General features: G+C 70.3%; 15 protein-coding genes and 1 tRNA gene. 10 read left to right on the forward strand and 6 right to left on the reverse strand.

Annotated elements, in window-relative coordinates; translation table 11 throughout:
* Positions 1 to 60: 60 nt before the first annotated feature.
* A complete protein-coding gene (locus ACSP50_RS00175) occupies positions 61 to 1,407 on the forward strand; it encodes a helix-turn-helix domain-containing protein (protein ID WP_014687129.1) in 1,347 nt (448 codons plus the stop codon).
* Between the two features lie 258 nt (positions 1,408 to 1,665).
* Here the strand turns inward: ACSP50_RS00175 and ACSP50_RS00180 are convergent, their stop codons facing one another.
* Complete coding sequence (locus ACSP50_RS00180; RefSeq protein WP_043510557.1) at positions 1,666 to 2,151, reverse strand: MarR family winged helix-turn-helix transcriptional regulator; 486 nt, start codon at positions 2,149 to 2,151, stop codon at positions 1,666 to 1,668.
* A gap of 101 nt (positions 2,152 to 2,252) precedes the next feature.
* Here ACSP50_RS00180 and ACSP50_RS00185 point away from each other — a divergent pair, with 101 nt between their 5' ends.
* The gene (locus ACSP50_RS00185) at positions 2,253 to 2,822 is read left to right on the forward strand and encodes a YceI family protein (protein WP_014687131.1); all 570 of its coding nucleotides are present in this window, start codon (positions 2,253 to 2,255) and stop codon (positions 2,820 to 2,822) included.
* 54 nt (positions 2,823 to 2,876) lie between these two features.
* Here ACSP50_RS00185 and ACSP50_RS00190 read toward each other — a convergent pair whose 3' ends face one another.
* A complete protein-coding gene (locus ACSP50_RS00190; protein WP_043510559.1) occupies positions 2,877 to 4,331 on the reverse strand; it encodes a Hansenula MRAKII killer toxin-resistant protein 1 in 1,455 nt (484 codons plus the stop codon).
* 133 nt (positions 4,332 to 4,464) lie between these two features.
* On the opposite strand from ACSP50_RS00190, the gene ACSP50_RS00195 reads away from it, so the two are divergent.
* Positions 4,465 to 5,085 carry a PASTA domain-containing protein gene (locus ACSP50_RS00195; protein WP_014687133.1) on the forward strand — a complete coding sequence of 207 codons (621 nt, stop codon included), beginning with the start codon at positions 4,465 to 4,467 and terminating at the stop codon, positions 5,083 to 5,085.
* Positions 5,086 to 5,089: 4 nt separating this feature from the next.
* Here ACSP50_RS00195 and ACSP50_RS00200 read toward each other — a convergent pair whose 3' ends face one another.
* Positions 5,090 to 5,392 carry a hypothetical protein gene (locus ACSP50_RS00200; RefSeq protein ID WP_014687134.1) on the reverse strand — a complete coding sequence of 101 codons (303 nt, stop codon included), beginning with the start codon at positions 5,390 to 5,392 and terminating at the stop codon, positions 5,090 to 5,092.
* A 664-nt stretch (positions 5,393 to 6,056) separates the two neighbouring features.
* Here ACSP50_RS00200 and ACSP50_RS00205 point away from each other — a divergent pair.
* The gene (locus ACSP50_RS00205) at positions 6,057 to 6,281 is read left to right on the forward strand and encodes a DUF397 domain-containing protein (RefSeq protein ID WP_014687135.1); all 225 of its coding nucleotides are present in this window, start codon (positions 6,057 to 6,059) and stop codon (positions 6,279 to 6,281) included.
* A gap of 155 nt (positions 6,282 to 6,436) precedes the next feature.
* On the forward strand, positions 6,437 to 6,898 hold the full coding sequence (locus ACSP50_RS00210) for a hypothetical protein (protein WP_014687136.1): 462 nt from the start codon (positions 6,437 to 6,439) through the stop codon (positions 6,896 to 6,898).
* 305 nt (positions 6,899 to 7,203) lie between these two features.
* Here the strand turns inward: ACSP50_RS00210 and ACSP50_RS00215 are convergent, their stop codons facing one another.
* The 3 genes from ACSP50_RS00215 to ACSP50_RS00225 all read right to left on the reverse strand — a co-directional run bounded on the left by ACSP50_RS00215 (position 7,204) and on the right by ACSP50_RS00225 (position 9,250).
* Positions 7,204 to 7,827 (reverse strand): hypothetical protein, encoded by a 624-nt coding sequence (locus ACSP50_RS00215; protein WP_231956826.1) that lies wholly within the window; start codon positions 7,825 to 7,827, stop codon positions 7,204 to 7,206.
* Between the two features lie 245 nt (positions 7,828 to 8,072).
* Positions 8,073 to 8,888 (reverse strand): WecB/TagA/CpsF family glycosyltransferase, encoded by an 816-nt coding sequence (locus ACSP50_RS00220; protein WP_043510561.1) that lies wholly within the window; start codon positions 8,886 to 8,888, stop codon positions 8,073 to 8,075.
* 279 nt (positions 8,889 to 9,167) lie between these two features.
* Positions 9,168 to 9,250 (reverse strand) — tRNA-Leu (locus ACSP50_RS00225).
* Positions 9,251 to 9,507: 257 nt separating this feature from the next.
* On the opposite strand from ACSP50_RS00225, the gene ACSP50_RS00230 reads away from it, so the two are divergent.
* The 5 genes from ACSP50_RS00230 to ACSP50_RS00250 all read left to right on the forward strand — a co-directional run bounded on the left by ACSP50_RS00230 (position 9,508) and on the right by ACSP50_RS00250 (position 15,253).
* The gene (locus ACSP50_RS00230; protein ID WP_014687139.1) at positions 9,508 to 10,305 is read left to right on the forward strand and encodes a DUF3662 and FHA domain-containing protein; all 798 of its coding nucleotides are present in this window, start codon (positions 9,508 to 9,510) and stop codon (positions 10,303 to 10,305) included.
* A gap of 5 nt (positions 10,306 to 10,310) precedes the next feature.
* Entirely contained in the window at positions 10,311 to 10,793 is a 483-nt protein-coding gene (locus ACSP50_RS00235) for an FHA domain-containing protein (protein WP_014687140.1), read from the forward strand.
* A complete protein-coding gene (locus ACSP50_RS00240; protein ID WP_014687141.1) occupies positions 10,790 to 12,226 on the forward strand; it encodes a PP2C family serine/threonine-protein phosphatase in 1,437 nt (478 codons plus the stop codon). Before ACSP50_RS00235 ends, ACSP50_RS00240 begins: the two co-directional genes overlap by 4 nt.
* A gap of 139 nt (positions 12,227 to 12,365) precedes the next feature.
* On the forward strand, positions 12,366 to 13,757 hold the full coding sequence (locus ACSP50_RS00245; RefSeq protein WP_172898838.1) for an FtsW/RodA/SpoVE family cell cycle protein: 1,392 nt from the start codon (positions 12,366 to 12,368) through the stop codon (positions 13,755 to 13,757).
* On the forward strand, positions 13,754 to 15,253 hold the full coding sequence (locus ACSP50_RS00250; protein WP_014687143.1) for a penicillin-binding protein 2: 1,500 nt from the start codon (positions 13,754 to 13,756) through the stop codon (positions 15,251 to 15,253). Before ACSP50_RS00245 ends, ACSP50_RS00250 begins: the two co-directional genes overlap by 4 nt.

Below are 15,253 nucleotides of genomic sequence, written 5' to 3' on the forward strand. Positions count from 1 at the left end.
TTACCGACAAACCGGCCTTTCGGGTTCGCGTTGATCGATCGCGGTGCCTAGTTTCGCAGCATGGCGTCCGATCAGGGCTTCGGTGCCCTGCTGCGCGAACTTCGGCGGCGTGCCGGCCTGACTCAGGAGGAGTTGGCGGTCCGCGCCGCCATCGGCGTGCGTACGGTCCGTGACCTCGAACGTGGCCGGGCCGCCCGGCCGCAGCGGACCACCGCCGACCTGCTGGCCCGCGCCCTGGGCCTGGCCGGCGCCGACCACGACGGTTTCCTGGCCGCGGCGCGGAGCCGGCCGGCCGGCACCCCGTTCCTGCGCTCCGCGCCGACCGACGACCTGATCGGCCGGGACACCGACATCGCCGAGCTGACCGCGAGCCTCGCCGACCCGGCCGGGCCGCGCGGAGTGACCCTGGTGGGGGCCGCCGGGGTGGGCAAGACGAGCCTGGCCGCGGTGGTCGCCCGGCGGCTGGCCGGGGCCTACCCGGGCGGGGTGGCCGGGGTCGCGGTGGCCGACGGGGTCACCGCCGCCGAGCTGACCGGCGGACTGCTCGCCGGCTTCGGGGTGAGCCGGCCGGAGGAACTCGCCGGGCCGGGAGCGGCCCGGGTGGCGGAGCCCGGCGGGGCCCCGGTGCTGCTGTTCGTCGACGCGCTCGACCGGGCGCCCAGCGTGGCCGCCGAGGTGCTGGCCGAACTGCTGGCGGAGGTGCCGCAGCTACGTTTCCTGGCCACCGGGCGGGCGGCGGCCGGACTCGACGGTGAACGGGTACGGACGGTGCTGCCGCTCGCCATGCCACCGGGTGGGTCGGTGACCGGCACGGTCGGCGAGCTGATGACGTACCCGGCAATCGGCCTCTTCCTGGAACGGCTGGGCCGGGTGCGGCGCAGCCACCTGGCACCGGACGAGCTCGTGCCGCTGGTGGCACTGGTCCGGCGGCTGGGCGGGGTGCCGCTGGCGATCGAGCTGGCCGCGGCGCGCGGCCGGGTGCTGACCGTCCCGGAGATCCTGGCGAGCTATGCCGAGGCTCCGGTCACCCACCCGGCCTCCGCCGAGCCCGGGGTGATCGCGTTGCCGGTGGTGGTGGGGGAGACGTATCGGCTGCTGGCGCCGGCGGAGCAACGGGCATTGCGGTTGCTGGCGACATTTCGCCAGCGGTGGTCACGCGAGTCGGCCGAGGCGCTGCTGACCACATCGGACAACCCGGGCGGGGAGGTCGTGCATCTGCTGGATCGCCTGGTGGCGCTGGGATTGCTCAACGTGAGCGGCGATCCGGGGGTGCGCTTCCGGCTGCCGTCCGCGGTCCGGGATTACGCCCTCGCGCGGGCCGCTGTCGAGGGTGAGCTGGCGGATGACCGATTCCGGCATGCCGGAGCGCCGGCCGGACGGCCGGCCGCCGAGGCGGACATGCCGTAGTCGGTGGATCTGCGGAATCTGGCATGACGGGCGAGGAAGCCCCGGGTGCGGCGTGCGCGATCGGTGCATGAGCGTGCCCCCCACGCCGCGCCGATCGCCGCTACGCCGCACCCGCACGCGGCGAGAACGAGAACTCCCCCGTAAGCCCCGTACGTCGCCTCGATCGCGCCGCATCCCCCTGGGCGCGGCCAACAGTAGCCGGGCGATGCGGGCAACCGAGCGGATTCGCCCGTTCTGCCGGTGGTTCTGCCGGTCTGGTCAGGCCTGCGTGACCGCTTCCGCACTCCCCGCTGTCGCGCTCGGGTTGACCGCGTCGCGGATCGTGCGTAGCGAGTCGAGCAGTCCGGTGAAATGCTCGGGCGGGAGAAGCCCGACATACCACCGCTGGACCAGTTCCAGATGTCCGGGAAGGACCTGGGCCAGGCGCTCCTGACCGGCGTCGGTGATCACCGCGTAGGAGCTGCGCCGGTCGCTGGGACAGGCCTCGCGGCGGACCAGGCCGTCGCGTTCCATCCGGTCGACGACGCGGGTGACGCCGCTGGTGGAGAGAGTGGTCTGGCCGGCGAGGTCGGTCATCCGCAGGCGGTTGCCGGGCGATCGGGCGAGGCGCATCAGCACCTCGAACTCGACGGTGGAGAGGCGGTGCTCCTCGAACTGTGCGGCGAGGCGGTTCATCAGACCCGTGTACGCCTCGGCCAGCAGGCCGACCGCGGTGAGACGGGGGTCGTCCAGATCGGTGTTCACGCCTTCCACGATAACAGGCACTTGACAGAGGGAATATTGCCAAGCATATAGTTGCTCCGTCAGACAAGCATCAGCTCGGACTTGTGGAAGAAGGACCAGTCATGACCGTCAGCACGCGCGAGTTCGAGGGTCTGCAGTTCCCCGCGGCCGGCACCTATGAGCTGGACGCGGCGCACAAGCGGGTCGGCTTCGTCGTGAAGCACCTCATGGTCAGCAAGGTGCGCGGCCAGTTCAGCGAGGCCAGCGCCACCATCGTGGTCGGGGAGAACCCGCTGGACTCCTCGGTCACCGCGACCATCAACACCGCCAGCGTCCAGACCGGCCAGGTCGACCGGGACAACCACCTGCGCACCGGCGACTTCTTCGAGGCCGAGAAGTACCCGACCATGGAGTTCCGGAGCACCGGCATCAAGTCGCACGCCGGCACCGAGTTCGTCCTCGACGGCGAGCTCACCATCAAGGGCGTGACCAAGCCGGTCGAGCTGGTCGTCGAGTTCGAGGGCGCCACCACCAGCCCGTACGGGCAGCACGTCTTCGGGTTCAGCGCGACCACCGAGATCGACCGCGACGACTGGGGGCTGAACTGGAACGTCGCCCTCGAGAGTGGCGGCTTCATGGTCAGCAAGAACGTCAAGATCGAGATTGAGGGCGAGGCAGTGCTGCAGGCCTGACCGTCGCACCGTCCACAGGCGAGGGCGTCATCCGGCAAAGTCCGGGTGGCGCCCTCAGCTGTCCGGGTTGATCCGCGCGATCGGCGGGTTGGCCGGGGGCGGGGTGATCGTGGAGCGGGGCTCCTTGCGGGTGGGGGTGCGCTTGGTGGCCTTGCTCGAGCGGGCGGCGGCGGCCAGCTCCGGATCGGCGAGGCCCGCGGTGAGGGGTTCGACCGGTTTAGGGGCAGTCTTTCCGGTCGGTTTGGCCGCAGACTTCGGTGCGGGTTTTTCGGCGGGCTGGGCCGTGGGCTTTTCGGCGGGCTTTTGGGTGGCCGGCGCGGCCGGCTCTTCGGCCGGGCGCTTCCTGCCGAAGGGCGACCAGCGTCCCCGCGGCGCGCTTTCCGGCACCGAAGGCGCGGCGGACGGCGCGATGGACGGCGCAGACGCCACAGACGGCGCAGCGGGAGCTACGGACCGCGTAGCGGAGGACGCGGACCGGGTGGCGGAAGATGCGGATCGGGTGGCGGAAGGCTCAGACGGTGCAGCGGAAACCGCCGAGGTCGCGGACGACGCGGACGACGCGGGTGCGGACGGCGCGGCGGGCAGGGCGGCCGCCGCGGGCCCACCCGTCGGCTCGGTCAGCGGCCCACTCGCCGCCGCCCGGCCCCGGCTCCGCCCCAGCGACACGGTCAGGGCGGACCCGGCGAGCCCGGCGAGAACCGCGTACGGCGCCATCAGATAGGCGGACTGCAACGGCCCCGCGGCCTGGGTCAGCAGCGGCGCCAGCGCCAGGAAGGCGACCGCGACCAGCAGCGGCCCGACCGCCCCGGAGGTCGCCGTGCCCAGCCCCAGCCGCCCGCGGCGGGCCGCCGGCCAGGCCGCGACCAGCCCGATGGCGAACGCCGCGGCCAGGGTGAGCAGGGCACTCGGCCAGTAGATCCCGCCGTACCGCACCGGCGTCTGATCCTCGGCGAACTGCCAGCTCGTCAGGTACGTCTCCAGGTTCCGGTTGGTACTGAGCTCGGCGGTGACCCCGGCGATGGCCAGCGCCCAGAGCCACGCCGCGGTGCCGACCAAGTTGGCCGCGACCGGCGCCGAGGAGACCGCCCAGAACGCCACGATCACTCCGGCGAGGAGCCCGATCAGGGAGTAGCTGACCGCCACCAGTTGCGGCGAATGGGTGAACAGCGGGGTCTGCGCCGCGGAGCGGGCGGGCAGCGCGACCAGGGCCACCGAGACCAGGGCGCCCAGTGCGGCGGCCGCGGCCAGCGCGATCCGCCACAGGGTGCGCCAGCGTCCGGCCCGGTCGGCGCGCAGCCGCCCGGCGATCACCGCGCCCAGCACGGTGGCGCTCGCGGTGATCCAGGTGGCCCAGCCCAGGCTGTTGAGCCAGGTGCTGTCGGTCGCGGTCGCGGTGGCCGGCCACTCGATCACGCCGAGCCCGTAGCCGAGACCCAGTTGCGCGGCGCCCGCGCCGGCGGCTATTCCGGCCGCCGCGGCGGCCTGTGCTGTCCAGCCCTTGTCGGCCATGCCGCGCACTGTACTGGCCTCCACCGATGTCCGCGAAATACCCTTGCTGGTCAGAGCATCCCCCCGGGTTACCCCGAGATTCGATACGTTGACGCTGCGATGAGATCGGGTGTACGCAGCGGAGGGAACGGTGATGGACGAGCGCCAGCCGGACTGGGATCCCGCGCCGCAGGACGATCTGTGGACCGGTCGCGCAGAGGTGCGCCCGTCCGCTTTCGATCAGAATTCGGACCGCTATGAGGTCGACGAGGAGGTCGAGGGCGAGCCGGCCGGCCACTGGTGGATGCCGATCGTGGTCGGCACCGTCGGTCTGCTCCTGCTTGCGCTGCTGGGGTACGGCATCTACGTGATCGCGCTGCACGCCCGGAAACCGGCTCCGACGACGACTGTGGCGCCGGCTGCGGTGACCACCGTGCCGGCCACGTCGGCCACCCCGACGACGGCGCCCACGACGACCGCGGTCTCCGTCCCGCCGACGCCGGTCGAGACGACGGTGGTGACCACCGAGCCGGCCACCACCGAGGTGGCGGTGCCGGCTCTGCGCGGGATGCCGCTGGCCGACGCGAAGATCGCTCTGCAGCGCAGCGGCCTGGGGTACCGGGTGATCGGCCGGCCCAGCGACGCGGAGCCGGGCACGGTGATCGACAGTGACCCGCCGGAGGGCCGGGTGGTCCCGCCGGACACGGCGATCACCCTCGTCGTCGCGGCCGGGCGAACGGGTGGCCCGGCCCCGACGACGCCGAACGGCGGCTAGCCCCTCAGCGGGGAGCCCGCGCCGGCCGGACGGGTGCCACGCTCGGGCGCGTGGCCGGCTGACGGCCGTTGCGGGCGCGCGGGTCGGGCGCCTTGCCGACCGGGCGTAACCCGTTGACCTGCACAAAGATTGAGCGGCGTTCCACGGCGTCGCCGGCCGAGTTGAGCTCGTAGCCGTCGAGCCAGACCCAACCCTCGTACGTCGGCCAGTCGTGTACCCGGATGACCCGGAAGAGCATCGGTGTTGCGAATTGGACGCTCGCCGCTTTCGTCACGTGGATGACATCACCGGACCGAGGAAGTAGCACGTCATCTCCTGCCCTGAGACTCGTTGCCGGATGGTTAGGGCCGGACCGGCCCTAGGTGGATGGACCTGTGACACAGATGCACCAGTCTGCCCGGCTCATGCACCTTTGCAACCCTTCGACAATGCCAACCATCGAAGGAGTTGCGGAACGTCACCATCGCCGATCCCGCCACCCAGGTATCGGGAGGGAGTCCACGAGGGACTCCCGGTGGCTCGGCACCCCGTATCGGACGTCGCTTTGGTGTGTTTGGTCAGACTTTGGCCACATCCCTCAAGAACGCTGAGGCATCCCTCAAGAACGTTAAGTGATGCAAGCCATACGGAAAGATTGCACCAAGGGTGTCGTCGATGCAAGTTGCACGTACCTCTTCCGTGATCCTGAGTGATCATGGCACATCGCTAAGTGATCACGAGACTTCCGCTGGTGAGCCTAATGTGCCGGGATTTCCGCACATGATCCACAATGCTTAGAACATTTCGGACATAAAACCTGAAACGCTGACAATCACTGTCTAAACTCGCCTGAGCAGGCAGGATCCATGCTGTCCGATGGGATTACCCCGAACGGAGAAGCCGCGTCCGTCCGTACCCACGGTCGTTACAGGATTCAGGACGGTCGCTGACGGTAATCGCGACCGGCACACCCCTGGACTTGAGGAGCCATCGTGGAACTTGAGGTCAAAGGACTCCGGGTCGACCTGAGCCGGGCGGAGTGGTTCAAGAGCACCCGAAGCGGTGCAGACAGCGACAACTGTGTCGAGGTGGCCTTCGTCGACGGCGCCATCGCGGTGCGCGACTCCAAGAACCAGTCCGGTCCGGCGTTGATCTTCACGTCGGCCGAGTGGGACGCGTTCGTGCACGGCGCCAAAGACGGCGAATTCGATCTCTGAGTCCGCTTTCGGCCAGCCCGCTGACCTGCACCAACGGGCTGGCCGGGGGTATTTGCCCGAATTGTGGCGTCGCTGAGCGCGGCGCGCCTCGTTGAATGTTCCAAGCGCGGACCGGACCGCGCTGAGGCCGGATTTCAACGAGGCAAGGCAGACAGATGACGATTGGTTCGGAGAACCTCAGCAACGGTTCGTCGACGGCGCAGGACCGTTTCAGCGGAGGCGTGAGCGCCTACCGGCAGGGCCGCCGCGAAGCCCTGCACGCCGACCTCGGCGACGGGGAACTCCTGTCCCGCGGCAGCTCAGGTCTGCCGACCCGGTCACCCGGCCACTCCCGCAGCATCGATTCACGCAGCCTGGAGCCGGCGAGCGCCCTGGACCGCGCGGCCAAACTGCCCTCGCTGGACCTGCACGGCCTGACCGAGCCGGTCTTCTCGGCCAGCTGGAGCGACGGCACGAACACGTCGATGGCCGACCACCCGCTGCTCCGCGGCCTGCTGCTGGAACTCCCGGCACGCGGCACGCTGCCGCCGTCCGACTGGCTGGACCGTTGGTTCGAGGCCGCGCGCTCCATCCTGGAACTGCTCTACGTCCAGGAGGCCAAGAAACAGGCCCACTGACGGAGCCGGAGCCCGGACGTTCGTGAGACCAATCTCAAGGTCAACTTCAAGATCTTGATGTCGTGCGTCCGCGCTGATAACCAATCGCCGCTTCCGCCGGGGCCGGGTCCCGATGATCAGGCCGCTGGCGCGTCCCGAACGATCATCGCGACCCTTCATTGCCCGTGGGTGGTCACCGAAACCCGGCATCCACGCTTGCGCCGCGCCCGCCGCAGTGCCGCGGCTCGATCGGGTGGTGACCGCCAGGATGCACCGACGGCGAGGGCCGGCCGTGCTCGTCACGGCCGGCCCTCGCCGTCCAGTGGTCAGTGGGTGGTGGCTCGGGCGCGCTGGCGGACGCGGTCCAAGGGAGCCAGGACCAGCGGGGCCAGGCGGCTGTGCCGGATCGCGGCCCGGATGCCGATGACGGTGACCAGCACGGCGACGACCGTGATGGCCAGGCCGGCGACGCCCGGGATCCCGGTGGTGGCCGGGACCTCGTCGGCCGACGGGGTGAGCAGGCCGGCGGCCAGCGGCAGGGCGACGATCGCGGCCAGCCCGGTGGCCTGCAGGGGCGCGGCGATCAGAGGGTGTGCCGCGGCGGCCCGCAGCGCGGGCGGCACCGGGGCCTGCGGGGCGGTGGCGAAGGCGCCCGCGCCCCGGCGCACCCAGCTCAGTTTGCGGAGACCGGCGGTCAGCACGACCACGGCCGGCACGGCCGGGAGCAGGGCCGCGACGGGCGCCGACGAGGCGCCCGGCAGCAGGGCGGTGGCCACCGGCACCGCGACGAACAACGCCGCCCCCGCACCGGCCAGGACGGTCAGCAACCCGGCCCGGCGGCGCATCGAATGCGCGGTGCTGGCCGCCGCGAGGCCGTCGGCGAGCAGTCCGGCGGTCAGCCAGACGGCGGCGAGGGCCCCGATCAGAGTCACGTCCACAGCGGTGTTCACATCGACAGCGTTCACCCGCGGCGCCCGTGAGGGAACCGGGAAAGCCCCCAGCCGCCACCCGTAGGGGTTTCCGTCCGATCAGGACCGGCAGGGGAAACGCCGCCCGGGGGCGGTCACGCTGAGAATCAGAATCGTTACCGAGATGACTCCGGCGCCGGTTCTCGAGTGGGTGAAGGGGTGCCCAGCGCAAAAAGAGATCATCCGCACCCGGCGGCACGGATGATCAGAAACAGCCCGGACCGGGGTCAGACGGCGAAGCCGTGGACCTGCTCACCGGTCGGCTGGGCCGGGATGGCCTTCCACACGCCGGTCTTCTGCGCGGCCAGCCGGCTCAGGTAGGCCGGGTTCAGCAGCACATACCGCTTCCACAGCCGCTTCGGCTCCAGGCCGAGGCGCCACAGCCACTCCAGCGCGTACTTCTGCATCCACGCGGGCGGGTTCTTCAGCAGGCCGGCGTGGTAGTCGAAGGCGGCGCCGACGGCCAGCAGCGGCATGTCCAGCAGCGGCCGCATCGCGTAGGTGAACACCTCCTGCCGCGGGCAGCCGAGGCCGACCAGCACGATCCGGGCGCCGGACGCCTTGATCCGCTCGGCGATCTCCACCTCTTCACCGGGCTGGGCACCCCGGAACTTGGACGCCTCCACCCCGGCGATCTTCAGCGCCGGGAACATCTCCAGCAGCGCCGGCACCAGACGGTCCAGGGTCGGCTGGGTGGAGCCGTACAGATAGATCGGCAGGCCCTCGGCCGCGGCCTGCTCGACCACCCGCAGGGTCAGGGTGGGCCCGTACACCCGGTCGGTCAGCCCGGCGCCGTGCAGCAGGTTCAGCGCCCAGCGCACCGGCTGCCCGTCCGGGGTCACCAGATCGAACGAGTTGAGCCGCGCCTCGTGGGCCGGATCCTGCACCCCGGTCATCACGCCGTGCACGGCCAGCGCGGTCACCGCGTACGGCCGGCCCTCCCGCGCCGCCGAGATGATCCGCTCGGTCGCCGACGCGTAGTCGGTGGCATCCACGAGCACTCCGAGCACGTTGCGCTTCCCCTGGTTGACCCCAGCAGGCACAGCGACCACGTCACACCCCAACGGTCGAACGGACTTGGAATTCGGACAGGCGCGCGAGCATATCGCTTCACCCGATCGGGAAGGTGAGAGCCACGGGAGCACCACACCGTACCCAGGCCCGAGGTCTCCCGGACGTGGCGAAGCCCGAAGGGCGGGCCCGTGCCGACCACGAACGGAGAGTGACATGCCGCACTTCCGCCCCGACCGGATCGGAGGGCAGAAATGACGAGGGCGACCGCGGTGCCGCTTTCGCGGACCAGGGTCGCCCATTCGCACTCGTGGGGATGGGGGGAGTTGAACCCCCACGTCCTTTCGGACACACGGACCTGAACCGTGCGCGTCTGCCATTCCGCCACATCCCCATGTGACTTGGTCGTCGAGATCCTATAACCGACCTCGCCGACCCGTGAAACCGGCCCCCGAGGGCCTGTTTCGGGTTACTACCTGCAACAGACTACGCTGTCGCGAGTAGTTGTCGAGGACAGTAACAACCCAGTTGAAGTTGATATCGCCCCGCGACGGAGGAAACACTAGCACGGCGTCGAGGGGCGTCATACGAGGGTCAGAAGTGCCGGCTGCTCTTGGGCTGAGGATGCGCAAGCGGCGGCCGGATACCATCATGTCCTCGGAACCCGAGGAGGAGCCGGTGAGCGTGCTGCAGCGCTTTGAGAAGCGATTGGAAGGCCTGGTCGAGGGGGCCTTCGCCAAGGTGTTCAAGGGTGTCGTGCACCCTGTGGAGATCCTGAATGCCATGCAGCGGGAGGCCGAGGCGCACAAAGCGATCCTCGCCGGTGGCCGCACCCTGGTGCCCAACCGCTACGTGATCGACCTTTCGCCGTACGACCACAGTCGCCTGGCGCCGTACGCGGCCGCCCTGGCGCAGGAGCTGGCCCAGTCGCAGGCCGAGTTCATCGGCGAGCAGGCCTGGACGGTCTACGGCGACGTGATCGTCGAGATCGAGCGTGGCGACGGCCTGGACACCGGGATGTTCCGGGTGACCGCGGAGGTCTACACCGGTGGCGAGGTCGCCCCGGTGCAGCAGCCGGCCTACGACGCCGGTCCGCAGTACTCGCCGTACGACCAGCAGCACGGTGGCGGTTACCCGCCGCACGGCGGTGGTGCTCACGGCGGCCCGCGCAGCGTCGGCCTGGTCTCCGGTGACGGCCGGACCTACCCGCTGCAGATGGGCTCGACCGTGATCGGTCGCGGCGACCAGGCGAACCTGCGCCTGCCGGATGTCGGTATCTCGCGCCGCCACGCGCGGCTGGACTACGACGGCAACCAGGTGGTGCTGACCGACCTCGGCTCGACCAACGGCACGATGGTGAACGGGCAGCGGGTCTCCGCCGTGGCGCTGAACCCGGGCGACATGATCCAGCTCGGCACCACCACGCTGACCTTCCGAGTGGACGGCTAGCGGCCTTGCCCGAATTCGTCCTCACCGTCGCCCGGTTCGGCTTCCTGATCCTGCTGTGGATCTTCGTGTTCACGGTGGTCGGGGTGATCCGGCGGGATCTCTTCGCGGGCGCCCGGTCGAAGAGCATCGTCGCCAGCCCCCGGGGGGTGGGTGGCGTGGTGCTCCCCGGTCGGCCGGCGAAGGTGAAGCGCGGTAAGGCGGCTCGGCAGCTGGTGGTGACCGCCGGTCAGCTGGCCGGCACCCGGATCACGCTCGGCGAGGCGCCGATCACGATCGGTCGTGCCGAGGATTCCACCCTGGTCATCACCGACGACTTCGCGTCGGCCCGGCACGCCCGGCTGGTGCCGCGGGACGGGCAGTGGTTCGTCGAGGACCTCGGCTCGACCAACGGCACCTACCTCGATCGCGGTAAGGTCTCCGGACCCACCCCCGTCCCCCTCGGCGTTCCGATCCGGATCGGACGCACTTCTCTTGAGTTACGGCCATGACCCTGACCCTGCGCTATGCCGCTCAGAGCGACCGCGGTCTGATCCGAGACCTGAACCAGGACTCCGTCTACGCCGGGCCGCGGCTGCTTGCTGTCGCGGACGGCATGGGCGGCATGGCCGCCGGTGACGTCGCCTCCAACATCGTCATCGCCGCGATGGCGCCGCTCGACGACGACGTCCCCGGGGACGCGCTGGTCGACGCCCTGCGGCACGCCGTCGGGACGGCGAATCAGCAGCTGCGGGACACCGTCGACGCCAACCCGCAGATGGAGGGGATGGGCACCACGCTGACCGCGGTGCTCTTCACCGGCAGCAAGTTCGGCATGGTGCACATCGGTGACTCCCGCGCCTACCTGCTCCGCAAGGGCGAGTTCGCGCAGATCACCAAGGACGACACGTACGTCCAGATGCTGGTCGACGAGGGCCGGGTCAGCCCGGAGGAGGCGAGCAGCCATCCGCAGCGGTCGCTGCTCACCCGGGCGCTGGACGGCCGGGACATCGACCCCGAGTACTCCGTGCGCCAGGTGCTCAAGGGCGACCGCTACCTGATCTGCAGCGACGGCCTGTCCGGCGTGGTCAGCGCCGAGACGATCGGCCAGACGATGCGGGAGATCGCCGACCCGAAGGCCTGCGTCGAGCGGCTCGTGCAGCTCGCGCTGCGCGGCGGCGGGCCGGACAACATCTCCGTGGTGATCGCCGACGCGACCGACGCGGACATCGTCGAGCAGGCGCCGATCGTCGGTGGTGCGGCCTCCCTCGACCGGGGCAACACGACGGTGGCCGACAGCTCCACCCCGGCGTCCCGGGCGGCCGCGCTCAAGCAGGCACCGCCGCGCCCGGCCCAGCCGGAGCCGGACGCCTTCGACCGCGACGCCGAGCCCGCCGGTCACCCGGTGCGGACCGGCCTGCTGGTCCTGCTGGTGCTCGCGGTGCTGGGCGGCGGCCTCTGGGCCGGCTGGCGGTACACCCAGGATCAGTATTACGTCGGCGCGACCGACGACGGCCAACTCGCCATCTTCCGCGGCGTCCCCGGGCAGATCGCCGGGCTCGACCTGTCGACGGTGAGCGAGGCCAGCACGGTCCGCCTGGACGAGCTGACCACGGTCGCCCAGGATCGGGTCAAGCAGGGCATCCACGCCGGCAGCAAGGTCGACGCGCGGAGCATGCTGACCGAGCTGACCAGCGACGAGCCGTCCAATCCGAACCTGAAGCCGGTCTGCTCGGTGGCCACCGCAACCCCGGCCGCCTCCACCCCGGCCGGCGCCAAGCCGGCCGTGACGAAGCCGGCGGGGGCGAAGCCGTCCGCTTCCGGCGCGGTGCGCCCGGCCGCGACCACGGCGTCGTCCGCTCCGGCGATCGCGCCGAGCGTTCAACCGTCCGAGAGCGCGTCCACCGCGCCGGTCGACACGACCGGCTGCCGGACCGCCGACTGAGCACGGCCTACAACGTCTGGGGATTTTCTTGACCGCGCCCGCCGTACCGGCTCCTTCGCCCTCGTCCACGGGTGAGCTGTCGCGTATCCCGGGATTGAAGACCCGCCGTAACGCCGAGCTGGGCCTGCTGGCCTTCGCCATGCTGCTGGTCGCGACGTTCGCGGCCACCGTCGAGGCGAACCAGTTCGACAAGCTCAGCGGTACGTTCTGGGTGCCGCCGGCCCTGCTGAGCCTGCTGTTCCTGGGGCTGCACGTGGTGGTGCGGTTCGTCGCGCCGTACGCCGACCCGGTGCTGATCCCGGCGGTCGCGCTGATCAACGGGATCGGGGTGGCGTTCCTGCGCCGTCTCGACCTGGCCCGGGCGATCGCCAACAAGGACCCGATCCCGGGGGTGTTCGCCGGCACCGGCGGACGCCAGCTGGCCTGGACATTGGCGTCGCTGATCCTGGCCGCGGTGCTGCTGCTGGTGGTGCGTGACCACAAGGTGGTCTCCCGGTACGCGTACACGCTGGGCCTGGCCGGCATCGTGCTGGTGATGATCCCGGCCGTGCTGCCCGGCAGCCTCTCCGAGGTGAACGGCGCCAAGCTGTGGATCAAGTTCGGCGCGTTCTCGATCCAGCCCGGTGAGTTCGCCAAGCTGGCGCTGGTCTCCTTCTTCGCGTACTACCTGGTCCGCAAGCGTGAGGTGCTCTCGCTGGCCAGCCACCGCTTCCTCGGCCTGGACTTCCCGCGCGGCCGGGACCTGGGCCCGGTGCTCACCGTGTGGCTGCTCAGCCTCCTGGTCCTCGTCTTCGAGAAGGACCTGGGCACCGCCCTGATGTACTTCGGCCTGTTCGTGGTCACCCTGTACGTCGCCACCGAGCGGTCCAGCTGGTTGATCATCGGCCTGCTGCTGTTCTTCGGTGGCGTCTACGTGGCCTACCTGCTGGGCGCCGCGATCGGCGGTCCGTTCGCCAACTTCTACGACCGTGCCCAGGTCTGGCTGGACCCGTTCGCGACCGCCAACTACGAGCGGGTGGGCGGCAGTTACCAGCTCGTCCAGGGCCTGCTCGGGCTGGGCACCGGCGGGCTGTTCGGCTCCGGGCCGGGCGGCGGCTCACCGGGCTTCATCCCCGAGGTCCGCACCGACTTCATCTTCGCCGGCCTGGGTGAGGAGATCGGCCTGTTCGGCCTCTCCGCCCTGCTGGTGGCATACCTGCTGATCGTCGAGCGGGGGCTGCGCGCCGCGCTGACCGTGCGCGACTCGTTCGGCAAGCTGGTCGCCGGCGGCCTGGCCTTTACGCTCGGCCTGCAGATCTTCGTGATCCTCGGCGGTATCACCGGGCTGATCCCGCTGACCGGTCAGACCACCCCGTTCCTGTCCGCCGGTGGCTCCTCGCTGATGGCGAACTGGCTGCTGGTGGCGATGCTGTTGCGGATCTCGAACGCGGCCCGCGGCCCGGCCGCCGGCGGCGGACAGGACCGCCCCACCGGACCGAAGAAGGCCCCCACCCAACTGCACGGCGCCATGACGGAGGTGATCAAGCCGTGAACGCCCCCCTCCGCCGTGCCGGCGTGGTCGTCCTCGTGCTGTTCGGACTGATTTTCGCGAACCTGAACTGGGTGCAGGCCTACAAGGCCGACGACTACCGCACGGCCGCCCGCAACCCGCGGGTCACCGTGGCCGAATATGAGCGCCCCCGCGGCGGCATCGAGGCCGACGGCACCCCGCTCGCCGAGAACAAGGCGACCGACGACACCCTGAAGTACCTGCGCGTCTATCCGAAGAAGGAGATCTACGCGCCGGTCCTCGGCTACAAGCCGGTCAACCTGGGCGCCACCGGGATCGAGGAGAGCGAGAACGACTTCCTCTCCGGGGAGAGCGACAAGCTCTTCGCCGACCGGCTCAGCGACATGTTCACCGGTGAGGAGACCGGCGGCGGCAACGTGTTGCTGTCGCTGAAGACCAAGGCCCAAGAGGTCGCCTGGAAGCAGATGACCGAGAACCAGCGCGGCGCCAAGCGGGGCGCGGCGGTGGCCATCGACCCGCGCACCGGCGCGATCCAGGCGCTCGTCTCGATGCCCAGCTACGACCCGAACCTGCTGGCCACGCACGACAAGAACGCGGCGGCCAAGGCGTACAAGGAGCTGAACGCGACCAAGGATCAGCCGATGCTGAACCGGGCGCTGTCGCAGACCCTGCCGCCCGGCTCCACGTTCAAGGTGATCGTCTCGGCGGCGGCCCTGCAGAACGGGTACGACGTCGACAGCCAGATCCCGGCCGGCAGCGTGTACGAGGAGAGCGGTGCGGTGATCCGCAACGCCGAGGACGAGGTCTGCCCCGGCAGCTCGATCTCGCTCAAGGAGGCGCTGACCGAGAGCTGCAACACCGGGTACGCCAAGCTCGGCGTGAAGCTCGGCGCGGACAAGGTCAAGGCCGAGGCGAAGGCGTTCGGTTTCGAGGACGAGTCGCTCAAGGTCGGTGACCTGGAGAGCGGCGACGGCCTGCCGGTGGCGGCGAGCCACACCGGCGCGATCGCGAACCCGGACGGCACCACCGACAAGGGTGCGCTGGCCCAGTCCTCGATCGGGCAGCGCGACGTGCGGATGACGCCGCTACAGGGTGCGCTGATCGCCGCCACGGTGGCCAACGGCGGCGAGCAGATGCGGCCGTACCTGGTGCAGAAGCTGGTCAGCCAGGACCGGCGGACGATCTACACGGTCTCCCCGAAGAAGCGCAGCAACCCGATCGACGGCGAGGTCGCCTCGAAGCTCAAGGAAATGATGGTCAGTGTCGTCGAGAACGGCACCGGCAAGAAGGCGAAGATCGACGGTTTCACCGTCGGCGGCAAGACCGGCACCGCGCAGAACGCGGAGGGCGCCAACCCGCACGGCTGGTTCATCGGCTTCGCGTTCAACGACAAGGGCGAGGCGGTGTCCGCCGTCTGCGTCATGCTGGAGAACGTCTCCGGCGGTCACGCCAGCGCCGAAGCTGCCCGGATCGCAGGCCTGATCATGAAGGCCGCGGCCGGCGGGGGAGGGAACTGA

The sequence above is a fragment of the Actinoplanes sp. SE50/110 genome (assembly GCF_900119315.1).
In the GTDB taxonomy this organism is placed as follows: domain Bacteria; phylum Actinomycetota; class Actinomycetes; order Mycobacteriales; family Micromonosporaceae; genus Actinoplanes.